The sequence below is a fragment of the Salinarimonas sp. genome (genome assembly GCF_040111675.1).
Taxonomy (GTDB): domain Bacteria; phylum Pseudomonadota; class Alphaproteobacteria; order Rhizobiales; family Beijerinckiaceae; genus Salinarimonas.
In genome coordinates this window covers 1,590,385-1,607,065 of the sequence record NZ_CP157794.1, presented here as the reverse complement: position 1 = coordinate 1,607,065, position 16,681 = coordinate 1,590,385, and the positions used below count along the sequence as shown (strand labels likewise).

The 16,681-nt window shown below is 71.1% G+C and carries 8 protein-coding genes; 1 reads left to right on the top strand and 7 read right to left on the bottom strand.

Annotated elements, in window-relative coordinates; all coding sequences use genetic code 11:
* Positions 1–314: 314 nt before the first annotated feature.
* A complete protein-coding gene (locus tag ABL310_RS07465) occupies positions 315–1,370 on the top strand; it encodes a hypothetical protein (protein ID WP_349371058.1) in 1,056 nt (351 codons plus the stop codon).
* Between the two features lie 9 nt (positions 1,371–1,379).
* On the opposite strand, the gene ABL310_RS07460 is transcribed toward ABL310_RS07465, so the two are convergent.
* From ABL310_RS07460 to treS, 7 genes are all read right to left on the bottom strand, one after another.
* Positions 1,380–1,916 carry a PRC-barrel domain-containing protein gene (locus tag ABL310_RS07460; protein ID WP_349371057.1) on the bottom strand — a complete coding sequence of 179 codons (537 nt, stop codon included), beginning with the start codon at positions 1,914–1,916 and terminating at the stop codon, positions 1,380–1,382.
* Positions 1,917–2,005: 89 nt separating this feature from the next.
* Positions 2,006–4,738, bottom strand: coding sequence for a malto-oligosyltrehalose synthase (treY, locus tag ABL310_RS07455; RefSeq protein ID WP_349371056.1), 2,733 nt, complete (start codon positions 4,736–4,738; stop codon positions 2,006–2,008).
* A 187-nt stretch (positions 4,739–4,925) separates the two neighbouring features.
* A complete protein-coding gene (gene malQ / locus ABL310_RS07450; RefSeq protein ID WP_349371055.1) occupies positions 4,926–6,959 on the bottom strand; it encodes a 4-alpha-glucanotransferase in 2,034 nt (677 codons plus the stop codon).
* Positions 6,956–8,725: a malto-oligosyltrehalose trehalohydrolase gene (treZ, locus tag ABL310_RS07445; protein ID WP_349371054.1), complete on the bottom strand. Its 1,770-nt coding sequence runs from the start codon at positions 8,723–8,725 to the stop codon at positions 6,956–6,958. The genes malQ and treZ overlap by 4 nt, the downstream gene beginning before the upstream one ends.
* A gap of 342 nt (positions 8,726–9,067) precedes the next feature.
* On the bottom strand, positions 9,068–11,182 hold the full coding sequence (gene glgX / locus ABL310_RS07440) for a glycogen debranching protein GlgX (RefSeq protein ID WP_349371053.1): 2,115 nt from the start codon (positions 11,180–11,182) through the stop codon (positions 9,068–9,070).
* A gap of 6 nt (positions 11,183–11,188) precedes the next feature.
* Positions 11,189–13,402: a 1,4-alpha-glucan branching protein GlgB gene (glgB, locus tag ABL310_RS07435; RefSeq protein WP_349371052.1), complete on the bottom strand. Its 2,214-nt coding sequence runs from the start codon at positions 13,400–13,402 to the stop codon at positions 11,189–11,191.
* On the bottom strand, positions 13,402–16,680 hold the full coding sequence (treS, locus tag ABL310_RS07430) for a maltose alpha-D-glucosyltransferase (protein WP_349371051.1): 3,279 nt from the start codon (positions 16,678–16,680) through the stop codon (positions 13,402–13,404). The genes glgB and treS overlap by 1 nt, the downstream gene beginning before the upstream one ends.
* Between the last annotated feature and the right edge of the window lies 1 nt (position 16,681).

Here is a 16,681-nt window from a genome sequence, read left to right as displayed (position 1 = left end):
TTCGAGGAGCGGGGCGCGCGCAGATAAGCACGGGCGAGGCCGCACGCGAAGGGGGGCGGGACCGATCTTCTCCGGGCAGGACCGCACGGCTGCGGTCGCGAGGCCGGCCCCCCGCGCGCGCGGCCGATCGGGGCGATCCGAGCGAGCGTCTTCACCGTCTCTTCATCCCGTCGTGCCTTACGAGGCGCGCCATCCCCCAGCGGTAACCCCGCCTCAACCCCTCCCCGGCCAAGGTCCGCGACGTCGCGCTTGCCGCGGGGGCCGTCCCGCGGGCATGCTTTCCTGGCCGATTCGAGCCCCGAGGTCCCTGCCGCATGAGCGAGTCGAAAGCCCTCTCGCCGATCGCCGACGCCGATTACGAGGCGATCGAGGCCGCCGTCATGGAGACGCAGCGCGGCCGCTGGTTCCTCGCCGAATACGCGCGCCGCAACCGCACCGCGGACACCACCATGCTGCTCGCGGCGATCGAGCGCCTGGAGAGCGCGGTCTCGCGCGAGCGCGAGGCGGATCGCATGGACCGCCTCCGCTTCGATCTCGTGGAGATGGCCCGCGCCATCACCTCGACCAAGCGCGAGATCGCGGCGATCCGCCCGAGCGACGGCGCGCCCTCCGACCTGCTCGTCGCGTCCGAGGCCCTCGACGGCATCGTCGGCACGACGGAGCGCGCCACGTCCGACATCCTCGAGGCGGCCGAGCACGTACAGGAAGCCGCCTGGACGCTGCGCGAGGACGGCGCGCGCGAGGACCTCTGCGACGAGCTCGACCGGCGCGCCACCGACATCTACACCTCCTGCTCGTTCCAGGACCTCACCGCCCAGCGCACCAAGCGCATCATCGAGACGCTGCGCTTCCTCGAGGGCCGCATCAACGCGATGATCGACGTCTGGGGCGGCTCCCTCGACGAGGAGGACGAGGGGGAAACCGCCGAGAGCGAGGGACGGGAGACGCTGTCGCGCCGGCTCGACGTCTTCTCCGGCCTCGACCAGCAGGGCATCGACGACGTCATCGTCGAGTCGGAGGCCACCGGCGTGGTCGAGGCCTCGTTCGGCGCCCTCACGGTGATCGAGCCCGAGATCGCCGCGCGCCCCGCGCCGATCGAGACGGTCGCCGACGACCTCTCCTGGGACGGGGCGGACGACGCCGCCTTCGTCGAGGTCGAGGACGCCGACGAGGCGGCGCCGGCGCCCGCGCACGAGACCGACGAAGGGGCGGACGTGGCTGAAATGGCGGACGAGGCCGCGCTCGACGCGTTCGACGTGGACGAGCCGTCCGCCGAGACGGATGCGGATGAGGCCGGCGAGCTGAACCTCGGCGCCTTCGCCGACATCGACGCCCTCTCCACCCGCGAGAAGCTCGCCCGCTTCAGCTGAGCCGGGCGGTCACTGCTCCGGCGCGTCGCGCGTCGGATCGTAGGCCTGCGAGCCGGTGGCCTCGACCTCGGGCAGCTCCAGCGCGGAGCGGCGCAGGCGAATGGCGACGTCGTCGGCGATGGGCGAGAGGTTCGCCGCCTCGTAGTCGTTCAGGGTCGGCAGGGCGCGCAGCTGGTTGAGCGTATAGGCGGCGATCAGCCGGCCGTCGCGGATCACCGTCTCGCCGATGGGGATCAGCACGGTGCGGCCGCCGAGGCGGTCGGTGTACTGCACCACGAAGCTGCGCTGCTCCTCCAACCCGACGACGACGTCGCGCACGGTGCCCACCCGCGACTCGTCGCCGAGCGCCACCGGCGCGCCCTCCAGCGTCGCGACGTCGAATTCCCGGTCGCCGGGTCCCGGCAGCGGCAGGAGGCGGCTGTCGAGGCTCTCCACCGGATCGCCGGTGACGGGCCCCTCGCCCCCCGCCCCGCCCGTGGTCTGGGCGGCGAGCGGGCTCGCGGCGAGGATCAGGGCGGCGAGAAGCGGGATCGGGCGGGCGTGCATCGCGGGTCACTCCATCGTGGCTGTTTCGTCACGAGGGGATGCGCGAGCGGGGAAAACCGTTCCCGCCGCGCACCGTCGCACCGTCGACGTCAGCCGAGCACGAACAGCCCGACGGGCAGAGGCCCGAGAAGGTCGGCGACCTTGGTCTCGCGCCCGAAGGTCCGCCGCGCGCCGGCGTCGAGCGCGGCGCTCATCTCGGCGTCGAGAACGTCGTTCGGCGTCACGACCGTGGTGTCGCCCCACCATTCGGCCGGCGGCGCGAGCGCGTCGCCCCCGATCAGCGGCTCGGCGAGATGGCGGGCGGCCACCGCGATCAGCGCCGAGGAGGAGCGCCGCCGCGCGAAGGCGACGACGTGGGCGGCGCGGTGACCGCGCACCTCGAGCGGCGCGTAGTCGCCCTCGGCGAAGAGCTCGGCTCGATGCAGGCGCGCATCCAGCAGTCGCGCGATCAGTCGCTGCTTCACGCGCCCGTCCTGGTAGCGCCCGGCGAGATCGGCGACCGACGCCTCCTCGCCGAGCGCGGCCTCGCGGACGCCGTAGTCGACGGGATCGCGATTGTCCGGGTCGACGAGGGAAAAGTCCCAGAATTCGCGGCCCTGGTAGCAGTCCGGCACGCCGGGCGTGGTGCAGCGCAGGAAGGTCTGCACGAGCCCGTTCGCCGCGCCGACGGACGCGAGCGCCTCGACGAAGGCGTGGACGGAATCGAGAAAGGCCGGCGCGACGTTCGGGTCCGTGACCTCCGCGACGAAGCGGCGGCAGGCTTCCTCGTACTCGGTGTCGGGCTCGGTCCAGGAGGAGTTCAGCTTGCCCTCCCGCAGCGCCTTCTCCTGCCAGCGCGCGAGGCGCTCGCCGAGCCGCATCACCCCCTCGCGATCGTCCGGGGCGAGGCCGAAGGGCCAGGCGCCGAGCAGCATCTGGTAGAAGACGTACTCGTCCGCCGGATCGACCCGGTCCTGCGCGTGGCGCCGGTTGAGGTCGAGCCAGGTCCCCACCCGATCGGCCCATTCCGCCGGGACCTCGGAGAGCGCCGCGAGGCGCGCGCGGACGTCCTCGCCGCGCTTGTGGTCGTGCGTCGCCGTGGCGAGCATGGAATGCGGGAAGCGCGCGGCGCGGTCCATGGCGCTCGCGTGGAAGGCCTCGCGCGGGATCGCGAAGCGGCCGGGATCGGAGCCGACGTCGTTGCGCGAGACGAGGCGGCCGTAGCGGTAGAACGCCGTGTCCTCCACCGCCTTCGCCGCGACCGGCGCGCAGAGCTGCTGGAAGGCCACGACGGCGCGGGCGCGCACCTCCTGGTCGGCGACGCCGACGCCCTGGATCCACCCGCCGATCAGGTCGACGATCGCCGCCTCGCCCGGGCCGGCCATCTCCTTCGCGGCCGTGACGGCGCGCTCCAGCAAAGGCGCGTCGGACCCCGGCGCCGCGCCGGCGGTGGCGTAGGTGCGGTAGGCCGGGAAGGCCGCGATCAGCGCGATCAGGGCCCGGCGCAGGGCGTGATAGGTGACGTCGCGGGTCTCGAGGTCGAGCCGGGCGAGGTCGTGGAAGGCGTGGGCGACGGCGTCGAGCTGGCCGGCGAAGTTGCGCACCAGCATCTCGTTGCGCGCGTCGAGTTCCTCGGAGGCGAAATCCGGGTAGCGGCCGGAGATCTCGCTCCAGAGATCGGTGAACATCTCCTCGCCGTCGGCGCTGTGCAGGAGCCCGCCGACGGCGTCCATGAACTCGTAGCCCGTGGTGCCGTCGACCGCCCAGTCGGCGGGGAGCGCCTCGTCGTGGGCCAGGATCTTCTCCACCAGCAGGTAGGCCGGCCCCTCCGGCGCCTCGGGCAGGCGCTGCGGCGCGATCTCGCCCAGGCGCTCGCGCAGGCGCCGGCCGTAGCCGGCGGGATCGGCGAGGCCGTCGACGTGGTCGATGCGCAGGCCGTCGATCAGGCCCTCCCCGTAGAGGCGGAAGATCTCGGCGTGCACTCCCTCGAACACGTCCTCCTCCTCGACGCGCAGGCCGGCGAGCTCGGTGATGTCGAAGAAGCGCCGCCAGTTGATCTCGTCGCCGGCGGTGCGCCACCAGGCGAGCCGCCAATGCTGGCGCTCGAGGATCGGGTGCAGGCGCTCCGGCTCGCAGACGCGCTTCAACGTCGCCTCCAGCGTCTCCCCCGCCTCGCGGGCGAGCTCGGCGCGGGCCTCCTTGAAGGCCTCGGGCGTACGGGCCTCGTCGAACTGGTCGGCGAGGGGCGCGAGAGAGGCGTCGCCGGCGCGCAGGATCTCGCCGTAATCGCCCGGGTTGAGCGGGAAGCGGTGGTGATAATAGGCCGCGCAGAGCCGGCGCATGTGGGGGTCGAAGACGAGCGTGATCTCGCCGTTCGCCAGCGCCTCGCCGTAGGGCGCGCCGAGGAAAGGGGCGGCGACCTTGCCCTCGAAGGCGGGATCGGGCGTGTCCCAGTCGATGTCGAAATAATGCGCGTAGCGGCTCTGCGGCCCGTTCTCGAGCACGTCGAGCCAGAAGCGGTTGTCCGCGCCGCCGACCGCCATGTGGTTCGGCACGATGTCGGCGAGGACGCCCATGCCGTGCCGGCGCGCCGCGGCGACGAGGGCGCGCAAGCCGTCCTCGCCGCCGATCTCCGGGTCGACATGGGTGAAGTCGACGCCGTCGTAGCCGTGCACGGAGCCGCGGCGCGAGGCGAGGATCGGCGAGAGGTAGAGATGGCTGATCCCGAGCGCGGCGAGATAGGGCACGGCCCGCTCCGCCGCCTCGAACGGGAACTCCCGGCGCAGCTGCAGGCGATAGGTCGCGCGCGGAACCCGCGGGGCGATCGGTGTTTCGTTGCTCATCGCTCACGCCTCCTCGTCGTGCTCGCGCCGCCCCGACATCTCCCCGCAGGGGAGGTAGGCCGGGCGAAGCCCGGACCGGAGGGGGCGTCGTCGGAGCCGCGCCCCGCCCGCTCTCCCCACCCGCCGGCCCTGCGGGCCGTCGACCTCCCCTGCGGGGAGGTGTCGGGCGCGCGTTTCATCCTGCACCCTATCCTCTCCGCCGCGGGCGCGCCTTGGCGAGCGCCTCCATCCGGCGGCGGGCGGCGGGGTCGTCGAGGCCCTCGGACGGAAGGCGTCTACGCCAATTCGGGTGCTCGTCGAGGGTTCCGGGCAGGTTGGGCTGCTCGACGAGGCCGTGCAGGTCCTCCGCCGGGACGATGGCGAGGTTCGAGGCCGTCTTCGCCACGAAGCCGAGCGCCGCGTCGACCACGGGATCGGTCTCCGCGACCGGCGGCGGTTCGCCCTCGGCCGTGCCGGCCTTGACGAAAGCCTCCCAGAGCTTGCCGCGATCGGCGTCGCGCTCCTGGTGCTGGGTGCGGTGGAACTCCGCGTCGCCGTGGCCGACGCGCTCGCGCCAGTCGACGTCGTTGCCGCGCCACCAGCCGGCGACGGTGGGGAGATCGTGCGTCGTCGTCATCGATGCGGCGTGGCGCGCGTAGCGCCGCGGCGAGGTGAACCGCCCCTTCGCCCCGCGCTCGAACCAAAGCACGCGCATGCCGAGCACGCCCGCCCGGTCGAGCCGCGGCCGGAAGCCCGGCGGGACCGTGCCGAGATCCTCGCCGATGACGACGCCGCCGGAGCGGTGGCTCTCCAGCGCGACGAGCCGCAGCATGTCCTCCTCCGGATAGGAGATGTAGCAGCCCTCCTTCGGAGACAGTCCCTTGGGCACGACCCAGAGCCGGCGCAGGCCCATGGCGTGATCGATGCGCACGCCGCCGGCGCAGCGCAGCGCCGCGCGCAGGGTCGCGAGGAAGGGCTCGAAATGCGTGGTTTCCAGCGCCCTCGGCGAGAAGTTGGTCAGGCCCCAATCCTGCCCCGTCGGCCCGAGCAGGTCCGGCGGCGCGCCGATGGAGAGGCCGTCGAGCACGTCCTGCCGGCGGGACCAGACGTGGCTGCCGCCGCTGTCCATGCCCACCGCGAGATCGGCGATCAGCCCGATCGCCATCCCCGCGTCCTTCGAGCGGCGCTGCGCCTCCACGAGGGAGCGCTCGGCGAGCCATTGCAGAAAGGCGTGGAAGACGACCTCCTCGACATGCTCGCGGCAGAAGGCCTCCACCGCCGGGCTCTCGGGATGACGGTATTGCTCCGGCCAGTCCTGAAAGCCGCCGGCGCGGCCCTGCGCCGTGAAATGCGCGTGCAGCGCCTCGTAGCGGGCGTGGTTCTCGAGGAGCGATCCGCCCTCGGCGCGGAAGGCGGCGAAATCGGCGCGGCGCTGCGTGTCGCCGGAGGCCTCGAAGCGCCGGTAGAGCGCCCGCAGCTTCGCGAGCTTGAGGCGCGCGCCCGCCTCCCAGTCGACGAGATCGCCGCGGGGCGGCGCCTCGCCGGGGAGGTCGACCTCGCCGAACACCGCCGCCGGGTCGGCGTAGAGCACGTTGTGGAACAGCCGCGTCGAGGGCGAGTAGGGGCTGAAGCGCGAGGGGTCGGCGGCGAAGAGCGCGTGGGTCGGGCTCATCGCCACCGCGTCGGCGCCCGCGCGGCCGGCGGCCTCGGCATAGGCGCCGAGCGCGCCGAAGTCGCCGAATTCCTCGCCCGCGCGCGGCGGCAGCGAGTAGATCTGCGCGGCGAGCCCGAAGACCTTGCGGCCCTTGGCGACGTCCTCGACCCGCGCGCCGTGGCGCGGCGCGACGGCGAGCGTGACGTGGTGATCGCCGATCTCGAGACCGTGATAGCCGGGCTCCAGCACCGGCGGCAGCGCCATGCCGCCGGCGGTGGGGAGAAGCCGCATCTCGCGCCGCCCGCCGTGCTCGTGGCGCAGGACCGCGACGGCGCTCTCGGCGAGGGCCGGGGGCAGCGGGGTCGACTGGCCGACCTCCGTGGTGAGGAAGGAGAGGCCCGCGCCCGTCTCCTCGCGCAGCTGGGCGCGGCTGTCGGCGATCTCGGCCTCGCTCCCCGCGGGAAGCCCCATGGCGGCGAGGACGCGGCGCAGCGTCTCCTCGCCGACCGTTTCGGGCCGGCCCCTGAAGTCCTCCCAGCGGATGTGCAGGCCCGCCTCCTCGGCGAGCGCGTGGAGCGCGTCGGTCATTTCGGCGCGTCCTCCAGCCAGGCGAGGGTGGTGTGGGCGGGCACGCCGTCCGCGACGAGCGGCTGGCCGACGACGAGGAACGGCTCGCCCGCCGGGACCGCGACGCCGCGCAGCGGCGCGGGGATGGCGCCGAGATTGGTGAGGATCGTCAGCCGCGCGCCGTCGCCCATGAGCCAGCGCCCGACGACGGCCTTCTCGTTGACGACCTCGGCGCTCTCCGCCTTCGCGCCCTTCAGGCGCGGCGCGACGTGCTCGGCGCGCAGCGCGAGGAGACGCTTGTAGAGCGCGTGCACGGCGTGGTCGCCGCTCTCGCCGCCGATCGCGGGGCGCGAGCGGGCGAAGGTCGCCGGCGCGTTCGGATCGGGGATGCGCTCGCGGGTATGCGGGTCGGCGAATTCGGGGAACGCCTTGAACTCGCGCCGGCGTCCCTCGCGAACCGCGTCGGCGAGGCCGTCGTGATAGTCGGTGAAGAACAGGAACGGCTCCTTCGAGCCGGTCTCCTCGCCCATGAAGATCATCGGGATCTGCGGGCAGAGCACGTGCAGCGCGGTCGCCGCGTCCAGCGCCTTGCGCTCGACGAGCGTGGTCAGCCGGTCGCCGAAGGCGCGGTTGCCGACCTGGTCGTGGTTCTGCAGGCAGGTGACGAAGGCGGTGGGCGGCAGGTGGCCGGACGGGCCGCCGCGCGGGCCGCCCTCCCCGTTCTCCGGCGCCTCACCCTGGTAGACGAAGCCCTCCCGCAGGCAGCGCGCGAGCTTGCCGGCCGTGTCGCGGATGTAGTTGCCGTAATAGGACTGGTCCTCGCCGGTGAGCATCACGTGGACGCAATGGTGGAAGTCGTCGTTCCATTGCGCGTCGATCTCACGGCCGAGATAGCCCGGGTCGTTCTCCTCGTTCTCGAGGATCAGGTGCACGTGCCGCCCCGGCTCGATCGTGCGGCGCACCTCGGCGGCGACCTCGTCGAGCCAGTCCCGCTCGGGGATCTGGTGGACGGCGTCGAAGCGCAGGCCGTCGATCCGGTATTCCATCAGCCACATCATCACGTTGTCGGCGAAGAAGCGCCGGACCTCGCGGCGGCGGAAGTCGATCGCCGCGCCCCAGGGCGTGTGGATGTCGTTGCGGAAGAAGGGCTCGGCATAGGCGTGGAGGTAGTTCCCCTCCGGCCCGAAATGGTTGTAGACGACGTCGAGGAAGACCTGCAGCCCGTGCCCGTGCGCCTCGTCGACGAGGCGCTTCAACGCCTCCGGCGTGCCGTAGGCGGCGTCGGGCGCATAGGGCAGGACACCGTCGTAGCCCCAGTTGCGCGCGCCGGGAAAGGCGCCGATCGGCATCAGCTGGATCGCGGTGACGCCGAGATCGGCGAGGTCTTTCAGATGCGAGCGCACGCCGTCGAAGCCGCCCATCAGCCCCGCATGCGCCTCGTAGACGACGACCTCCTCGAGCGGGCGGCCCTTCCACTCGGCGTTCCGCCACTCGTAGGCGTGCGGGTCCACGACTAGCGAGGGATCGTGCACGTCGTCGGTCTGGGCGCGCGAGGCGGGGTCGGGCACGAGCATGCCGTCGTCGAGCCGATAGCGATAGGGGGTGCCCGCCCCGCATTCGACCTCGACCTCGAACCAGCCGGCGTCCTGCTTGCCCATGGGGATGGGCTCGCGCCCCTCGATGGCGAGGTGCGGCTGGCGCTGGATCGGCGCCCAGAGACGGAAGCGCGTGCGGCCCGGCGAAACCAGGCTCGCGCCCCACAGGGTGGGATGGGAATGGCGGGCCATGGGGGATCAGCTCCGTTACGGATGGCGTTCAGACAACGCGCGGGAAACCTCGTCCTTCCCTGTAGGGGAAGGTGGATCGCCGCGCAGCGGCGAGACGGATGGGGCGCGCGGGACGCGCGTTCGGCGAAGCCGAAATCGACGGGTGCGCCTGACGCCGCCGAACTTCCGCTGCGCGGAACGCGTCGCTTCGCGCCGCGCCCCATCCGTCACCGCGCTGCGCGCGGCGCCACCTTCCCCTACGGGGAAGGACCGGCGAGCCGTCCCGCATGCACCCTCTTGATCGGGAGATGTGTGCATCGGCGATCCCCCAGGGAGAGGGGAGAGCCTGCATCGCGGGCGCCCTCATCCCCCACCCTCCTCCGGCGGGATCGTCGCGGCGACGAGCACGGCGGCGCGGTCGAGGACCTCGTAGGCGGGCTCGCCGAGGCTCTCCTCCGGACGGTCGGGATCGGCGGAATCGATCAGGAGACGCCAGCCGGTCTCGGGGCCCGGCAGGGTGAAGCGGATCGTCTCGTCCGAGCCGTTGAGCAGGAAGACGACGATCTCGATGCCGCCGTCCTCGCGGCGCTCGGCGCGGCGCATGGCCAGCGCGCGCTTCTCCGAATCGTTCCAGTCCTCGGGCGAGGGCGTGTCGCCGTTCTCGTCGAACCAGTCGAGGTCGCGGATGCCCTCCGCGATCTCCTGGCCGTAGAGGAAGCGCTTGCAGCGCAGGATCGCGTGGTCGCGGCGGATCCCGGCGAGGCGGGCGGAGAAGCCCATCAGCGCCTGCCCGGCCTCCGAGCGCGCGACCTCCCAGTCGAGCCAGGAGATCTCGTTGTCCTGAGCGTAGGCGTTGTTGTTGCCGCCCTGCGAGCGCCCGAACTCGTCGCCCGCGAGGATCATCGGCGTGCCGAGCGCGGCGAAGACCGTGGTGAGCATCGAGCGCATCACCCGCGCGCGCACGGCGAGGATCTCGGGATCGTCGGTCTCGCCCTCGACGCCCCAGTTGCGGGAATAGTTCTCCGAATGGCCGTCGCGATTATCCTCGCCGTTGGCCTCGTTGTGCTTCTGCTCGTAGGCCACGATGTCGGCGAGCGTGTAGCCGTCGTGCGCGGCGATGAAGTTCACCGACGCCCACGGCCGGCGGGCGCGCCGGTCGAACAGGTCGCCCGAGCCCGAGAGCCGCGCCGCGAGATCCGAGCGCAGGCCGGGATCGCCCCGCCAATAGCGGCGCACGCCGTCGCGGAAGCGGTCGTTCCACTCGGCGAAGGACGGCGGGTGGTGGCCGAGCTGGTAGCCGCCGGGGCCGATGTCCCAGGGCTCCGAGATCAGCTTCTTGCGCGACAGGATCGGGTCCTGCCGCAGCGCGTCGAAGAAACCCGCGCCGGGGTCGAAGCCGTGCGGCTCGCGCCCGAGCGTGACGCCGAGGTCGAAGCGGAAGCCGTCGACCCGGTAGGAGGTCGCCCAATAGCGGAGCGAATCCATCACCATCTGCAGGACGCGCGCGTTCGACAGGTTCACCGTGTTGCCGGTACCGGTGTCGTTGATGCAGTGGCGCGGATTGTCCGGCAGGAGCCGGTAGTAGCTGGCATTGTCGAGCCCGCGCCAGGAGAGCGTCGGCCCGAGCTCGCCGCCCTCGCAGGTGTGGTTGTAGACGACGTCGAGGATGACCTCGATACCGGCCGCGTGCAGGCGGCGGATGGCGATCCTGAGATCGTTGTTGTCCCCGCCCTGCGGCATGTAGCGCGGCTCCGGCGCGAAGAAGGACAGCGTGTTGTAGCCCCAGTAGTTGACGAGCCCCTTCTCCTGCAGGAACCGGTCCTGCAGGAAGGCGTGGATCGGCAGGAGCTCGATCGAGGTGACGCCGAGCCGCTTGAGGTGCTCGATCACCGCCGGATGCGCCAGCGCGGAATAGGTGCCGCGCTCGGGGATGCGCACGTCGTCGAGGAGCTTGGTCAGCCCCTTCACGTGCGCCTCGTAGATGACCGTCTCCGACCAGGGCACGTTCGGCGACCGGTCGTCGCCCCAGGAGAACGAGTCGTCGACGACCACCGATTTCGGCACCGCCGGCGCGCTGTCGCGCCGGTCGAAGGAGAGGTCCGCCCGCGGCGACAGCACGCGGTAGCCGAACAGGGCGTCCGTCCAGCGCGTCTCGCCGTGGAGCGCCTTGGCGTAGGGGTCGACGAGGAGCTTGTTGGGGTTGAAGCGGTGCCCATGCTGCGGCTCGTAGGGGCCGTGCGCCCGGAAGCCGTAGAGCAGGCCCGGCTTCACGTGCGGCAGGTAGCCGTGCCAGACCTCGTCGGTCCATTCCGGCAGGTCGAAGCGCGCGACCTCGCGACGGCCGCTCTGGTCGAACAGGCACAGCTCCATGCGCTCGGCATGGGCCGAGAACACGGCGAAGTTCACGCCGAGACCATCCCAGGTCGCGCCGAGCGGAGTGGGCGAGCCCGGCGAGAGCCGGTCGGGGAGCAAGGGCATGCGGCTTTAGCCTTCCGGGCGCAGGACGAGCGTGGACAGCGGCGGCAGGGTCAGGCCGAGCGAATGCGACTTGCCGTGCGCGGGCGTCGCCTCGGCGCGCACGCCCCCCGCATTGCCCAGGTTCGAGCCGCCGTAGATCTGCGCGTCGGTGTTGACGATCTCGCGCCAGGTTCCCGCCTCGGGCACGCCGATGCGGTACTCGTGCCGGGGCACGGGGGTCATGTTGAGCACGACGAGCAGCGGCTTCGCCTCGCCGTGGCCCTTGCGCAGGTAGGCGAAGACGGAATTCGTGGCGTCGTCGCCGATCACCCACTCGAAGCCCGAGGGCTCCGCGTCGGTGGCGTGGAGCGCGGGCTCCTTCGCGTAGACCCGGTTGAGGTCGCGCACCAGCATCTGCAGGCCGGCATGGCTCTGGTTCTGCAGGAGCGCCCACTCGATCTCGCCGTCGTGGTTCCACTCGCGGTGCTGGCCGAGCTCGCAGCCCATGAAGAGCAGCTTCTTGCCCGGATGCGTCCACATGAAGCCGAAATAGGAGCGCAGGTTGGCGAGCTTCTGCCACTCGTCGCCCGGCATCTTGCCGAGCAGCGAGCCCTTCCCGTGCACCACCTCGTCGTGCGAGATCGGCAGGACGAACTTCTCCGAGAAGGCGTAGATCAGCCCGAAGGTCATCTCGTTGTGGTGGTAGGCGCGGTAGAGCGGCTCCCGGGCCATGTAATGCAGCGTATCGTGCATCCAGCCCATGTTCCACTTGTAATTGAAGCCGAGCCCACCCTGGCTCACCGGCTGCGACACGCCGGGGAAGGCGGTCGATTCCTCGGCGATGGTGATGGCGCCCGGCGCGCGCTCCTGCACGATCTGGTTCATCCGGCGCAGGAAGTCGATCGACTCGAGGTTCTCCCGCCCGCCGAAGCGGTTGGGGATCCACTGGTCGTGGGCGCGGGAATAGTCGCGGTAGAGCATCGAGGCCACCGCGTCGACGCGCAGGGCGTCGATGTGGAAGGTCTCGACCCACCACAGGGCGGAGGCGATCAGGAAGCCCTGCACCTCGCGCCGGCCGAGATTGTAGATGTAGGTGTTCCAGTCGTGGTGATAGCCCTCGCGCGGGTCCTCGTGCTCGTAGAGCGCGGTGCCGTCGAAGCGGGCCATGCCGTGGGGGTCGGTGGGGAAGTGCGCCGGCACCCAGTCGAGGATCACGCCGATATTGGCCCGGTGGCAGGCGTCGATGAAGCGCGCGAACCCCTCCGGCGTGCCGTAGCGCGCCGACGGCGCGAACAGCGACAGCGGCTGGTAGCCCCAGGAGCCGCCGAACGGGTGCTCCATGATCGGCATCAGCTCGATATGGGTGAAGCCGAGATCCGCCACGTAGGGGATCAGCGTGTCGACGAGCTTGTCCCAGTCGAGCACGCCGTGCGGCTCGCCCTCCGGCCGCAGCCAGGAGGCGGGATGCACCTCGTAGACGGCCATGGGCTTCGTCGGCCCTTGGCGCTCGCCGCGCCGGGCCATCCATTCCTCGTCGGTCCAGCGGAAGGCCGGCGGGGCGGCGACGACGGAGGCGGTGGCCGGCGGCGCCTCGGTGCGGCGCGCCAGCGGATCGGCCTTGGGCGGCAGCGTCTCGCCGAACTTGCCGACGATCTCGTACTTGTAGCGCTCGCCCGGCCCGATGCGCGGCACGAACAGCTCCCAGACGCCAGCCGAATGGCGCAGCCGCATCGGGTGGCGCCGCCCGTCCCAGGCGTTGAAGTCGCCGATCACCGAGACGCGCCGCGCGTTCGGCGCCCAGACCGAGAAGACGACGCCCTTGACGCCGTCGATCTCCGTCACCTGCGAGCCGAGCCGCTCGGCGAGGTCCCAATGGGCGCCCTCGGAGAACAGGTGGAGGTCGAGATCGCCGAGCACGACGCCGAAGGAATACGGGTCCTCCGTGTCCTGCGTCACGCCGTCGGGCCAGCTGATCCGAAGCCAGTAGCGCTCGCGCCGCGAGACCGTGCCGGCGAACAGCCCGTGGCGAACCTCCGAGAGGCGGCCGAGCATCTCGCCGTTCTCGTGCGACATCACCTCGACGGCCAGCGCGCCGGGCTGGAAGGCGCGCACGACGGGGCCCTGCCCGGTCTCGTGCATGCCGAGAAAGGCGAACGGATCCGTGAGGCGCCCTTCGAGCGCCTCCATGGCCGCGGCCTCGACGCCCTCGATCTCCGGCGCGTGGGTCGTCGTGTCGTTCATCAGGACATCTCCTCGTTGGAGGCAAGGAGGCGCTCGGCCACGTGGGCGAAGCCGTTCAGCGGCACGTCGAGCCAGGCCGGACGGTTCGCGGCCTCGTAGCAGATCTCGTACGCCGCCTTCTCCAGGATAAAGAGGTCGAGCAGGGAAGAGTTCGAGACGCCCTCGGGCGCCACCTCGCGATAGCCCTCGAGGAACGCTTCCTCCGCGACCTGGCGGAACAGGGACCGCAGCTGGGCGCCGCGCGCCTCCGTGAGCGGGCCCTGCGGGGTGTGGCGGTGCTTCTTCAGGTTGGAGGCCGCGTAGTCGAACGAGCGGATCACGCCCGCGACGTCGCGCAACGGGCTCGCCTTGGCGCGACGGTCCGCCAGCGACTTCGCGGGTTCGCCCTCGAAGTCGATGATCATCACGTCGTTGCCCGCGACCAGGAGCTGGCCGAGATGCAGGTCGCCGTGAATGCGGATCCGCGGCGTGCCGGCGATCGCCTGCGCCTTCTCGTCGACGAGGGCGAGGAGCCGCTCGCGGCTGTCGAGCACGGTGCGCGCCTGCGCCGCGTCCTCCTCGTGGTCCCACTCGCCGTAGGCCTCGATGGCGGCGAAGGCCGCCTCGAGCTGGGAACGGACGCCGTCGCGCAGCCGCGCGACGTCCTCCCCGCCCGCGGTCTCCGGACGGAAATCGTCGGCGGCCGTCTCGCGGCCGAGCACGCCGTGCATCTCCGCGAGGCGATGCCCCAGATTGCGCGCGAAGGCGTGATAGGTCTCGAATTCGTGCCCGTTCTCGGCGATCTCCTCCTCGCTGTGGGTGGAGAGCTCGTCGATGGTGCGGTCGAGATAGTTCAGCGTCCACTGCCAGCCGTCGCCCTGGTTGAGGACGAAGCCCTGCACGAGGGCGAGCGTGGTCGGCGTGCCGTCACGGGCGACGTGGACCACCTCGCCGAGCAGCGGCGGGGAATTGGCGAAGCCGTTCTCGGTGAGGTAGCGGCTCATCTCGGCTTCCGGATGGATGCCGGCCGTGAGCTTGCGCAGGAGCTTGAACACCGCCTGGCGGCCGACGATGAGCGTCGAGTTCGACTGCTCGGCCGTGAGCCACTCGATCTCGGCGTCCTCCGCCGGCGCGTGCTCGGCGAAGTGCGTGGTCGCGTTGAAACGGATCTCGCCGGTCTGCGTCGGCAGCACGCTGCCCTCGGCGAGGCCGTGGGTCAGGGCGCGGGCGAAGCCGGGCATGGCGAAGCCGTCGGTGAGATAGCCGACCCGCCGGCCCATGCGCACCCGCGCCATGGCGAGCTGCGGCGCGAAGGGCGCGGGAGGCTCGTCGTCCCACGAGATCGCGAGCGGCAGGGCGTAGCGCTCGGGTCCCGACGTCGTCGTGATCTCGACGAGCGACATCAGGATGTCCTTGCCGGAGCCGGGCAGCGGCATCGCGGTGACGAGCTCGACCTTCTCGATCGCCTGGTCCTTGCGCTGGAACCAGCGGCGGTGCGGGGCATAGCTCGGCAGCACGTCGCGCTCGAGCGTCTCGCGCGACTTGCCCTCGATCACCTCCTCGACGCCGCGGCGCACCACGAAGGTGAGGTGCTCGGGCTCGATGCCCGCCGTCGCCGTCGACCATTGCGGCGGCTCGACCGTCTCGGAGAGCTGGAACCAGAAGAAGCCGTAGGGCGGCAGGGTGAGCAGGTAGGGCAATTGCCCGACCTGCGGGAACGACGCCCCGCCCGAGAGCTCGACCGGGATGCGTCCGGCGAACTCGCCGAGGTTCAGCTCCACCGCCTGGGCCTGGCGCGAGACGTTGGCGACGCACAGGATGGTGTCGTCGCCGTGCTCGCGCAGGTAGGCGAGGATCTTGCGGTTGGCCGGGCGCAGGAAGCGGATCGTGCCGCGCCCGAACGCGGCGTGCTGCTTGCGCACCGCCAGCATGCGGCGTGTCCAGTTGAGCAGCGATGACGCGTCGCGCTCCTGGCTCTCGACGTTGACGCGGTCGTAGCCGTAGAGCGGGTCCTGGATCGGCGGCAGGGTGAGCCGCGCGGGGTCGGCGCGCGAGAAGCCGCCGTTGCGGTCCGGCGACCATTGCATCGGCGTGCGCACGCCGTCGCGGTCGCCCAGGAAGATGTTGTCGCCCATGCCGATCTCGTCGCCGTAATAGATCACCGGCGTGCCGGGCATGGTCAGCAGAAGCGAGTTCATCAGCTCGATGCGCCGACGGTCGCGCTGCAGCAGGGGCGCGAGGCGGCGGCGGATGCCGAGATTGATGCGCGCGCGCGTCTCGGACGCGTAGGTGTTCCAGAGATAGTCGCGCTCCTTGTCGGTGACCATCTCGAGCGTCAGCTCGTCATGGTTGCGCAGGAAGACGGCCCATTGGCAGTTCTCGGGGATCTCCGGCGTCTGGCGCATGATGTCGGTGATCGGGAACCGGTCCTCCTGCGCGATCGCCATGTACATGCGCGGCATCAGCGGGAAGTGGAACGCCATGTGGCATTCGTCGCCCTGCCCGAAATAGTCCTGCGTGTCCTCCGGCCACTGGTTCGCCTCGGCGAGCAGCATGCGGTCCGGATAGGTCGCGTCGAGCTCGGCGCGGATCTTCTTGAGGATGGCGTGGGTCTCGGGGAGGTTCTCGTTGTTGGTGCCCTCGCGCTCGACCAGGTAGGGCACCGCGTCGAGCCGCAGCCCGTCGACGCCCATGTCGAGCCAGAAGCGCATGATCGAGAAGACCTCCTTGAGCACCTTCGGGTTATCGAAGTTGAGGTCCGGTTGGTGGCTGTAGAAGCGGTGCCAGAAATACTGGTTCGCCACCGGATCCCAGGTCCAGTTCGACTTCTCGGTGTCGAGGAAGATGATCCGCGTGCCGGAATACTTCTTGTCGTCGTCGGACCAGACGTAGAAGTCCCGCGCCGCCGAGCCGGGCTTGGCCCGGCGCGCCTTCTGGAACCAGGGATGCTGGTCGGACGTGTGGTTGATGACGAGCTCCGTCACCACGCGCAGGCCGCGGGCGTGCGCCTCCTCGACGAAGCGCTTGAAGTCGCGCGTCTTGCCGTATTCGGGGTGGACGTTGCGATAGTCCGCGATGTCGTACCCGTCGTCGCGCCGCGGCGACGGGTAGAACGGCAGGAGCCAGATGCAGGTGACGCCGAGCTCGGTGATGTAGTCGAGCTTCTGCAGCAGCCCCGCGAAGTCGCCGATGCCGTCGTTGTCCGAATCGAAAAACGACTTCACGTGGAGCTGGTAGATCACCGCGTCCTTGTACCAGAGCGGATCGGTGTTGGTGATGAGCGACTTCTTGCGCGGCAAG

Bases quoted from the DNA above. Each gene is read 5' to 3' on its own strand.
- glgB (WP_349371052.1), bottom strand. From the start codon at position 13,402: ATGAACGACACGACGACCCACGCGCCGGAGATCGAGGGCGTCGAGGCC.
- ABL310_RS07465 (WP_349371058.1), top strand. From the start codon at position 315: ATGAGCGAGTCGAAAGCCCTCTCGCCGATCGCCGACGCCGATTACGAG.
- treY (WP_349371056.1), bottom strand. From the start codon at position 4,738: ATGAGCAACGAAACACCGATCGCCCCGCGGGTTCCGCGCGCGACCTAT.
- treZ (WP_349371054.1), bottom strand. From the start codon at position 8,725: ATGGCCCGCCATTCCCATCCCACCCTGTGGGGCGCGAGCCTGGTTTCG.
- malQ (WP_349371055.1), bottom strand. From the start codon at position 6,959: ATGACCGACGCGCTCCACGCGCTCGCCGAGGAGGCGGGCCTGCACATC.
- ABL310_RS07460 (WP_349371057.1), bottom strand. From the start codon at position 1,916: ATGCACGCCCGCCCGATCCCGCTTCTCGCCGCCCTGATCCTCGCCGCG.
- glgX (WP_349371053.1), bottom strand. From the start codon at position 11,182: ATGCCCTTGCTCCCCGACCGGCTCTCGCCGGGCTCGCCCACTCCGCTC.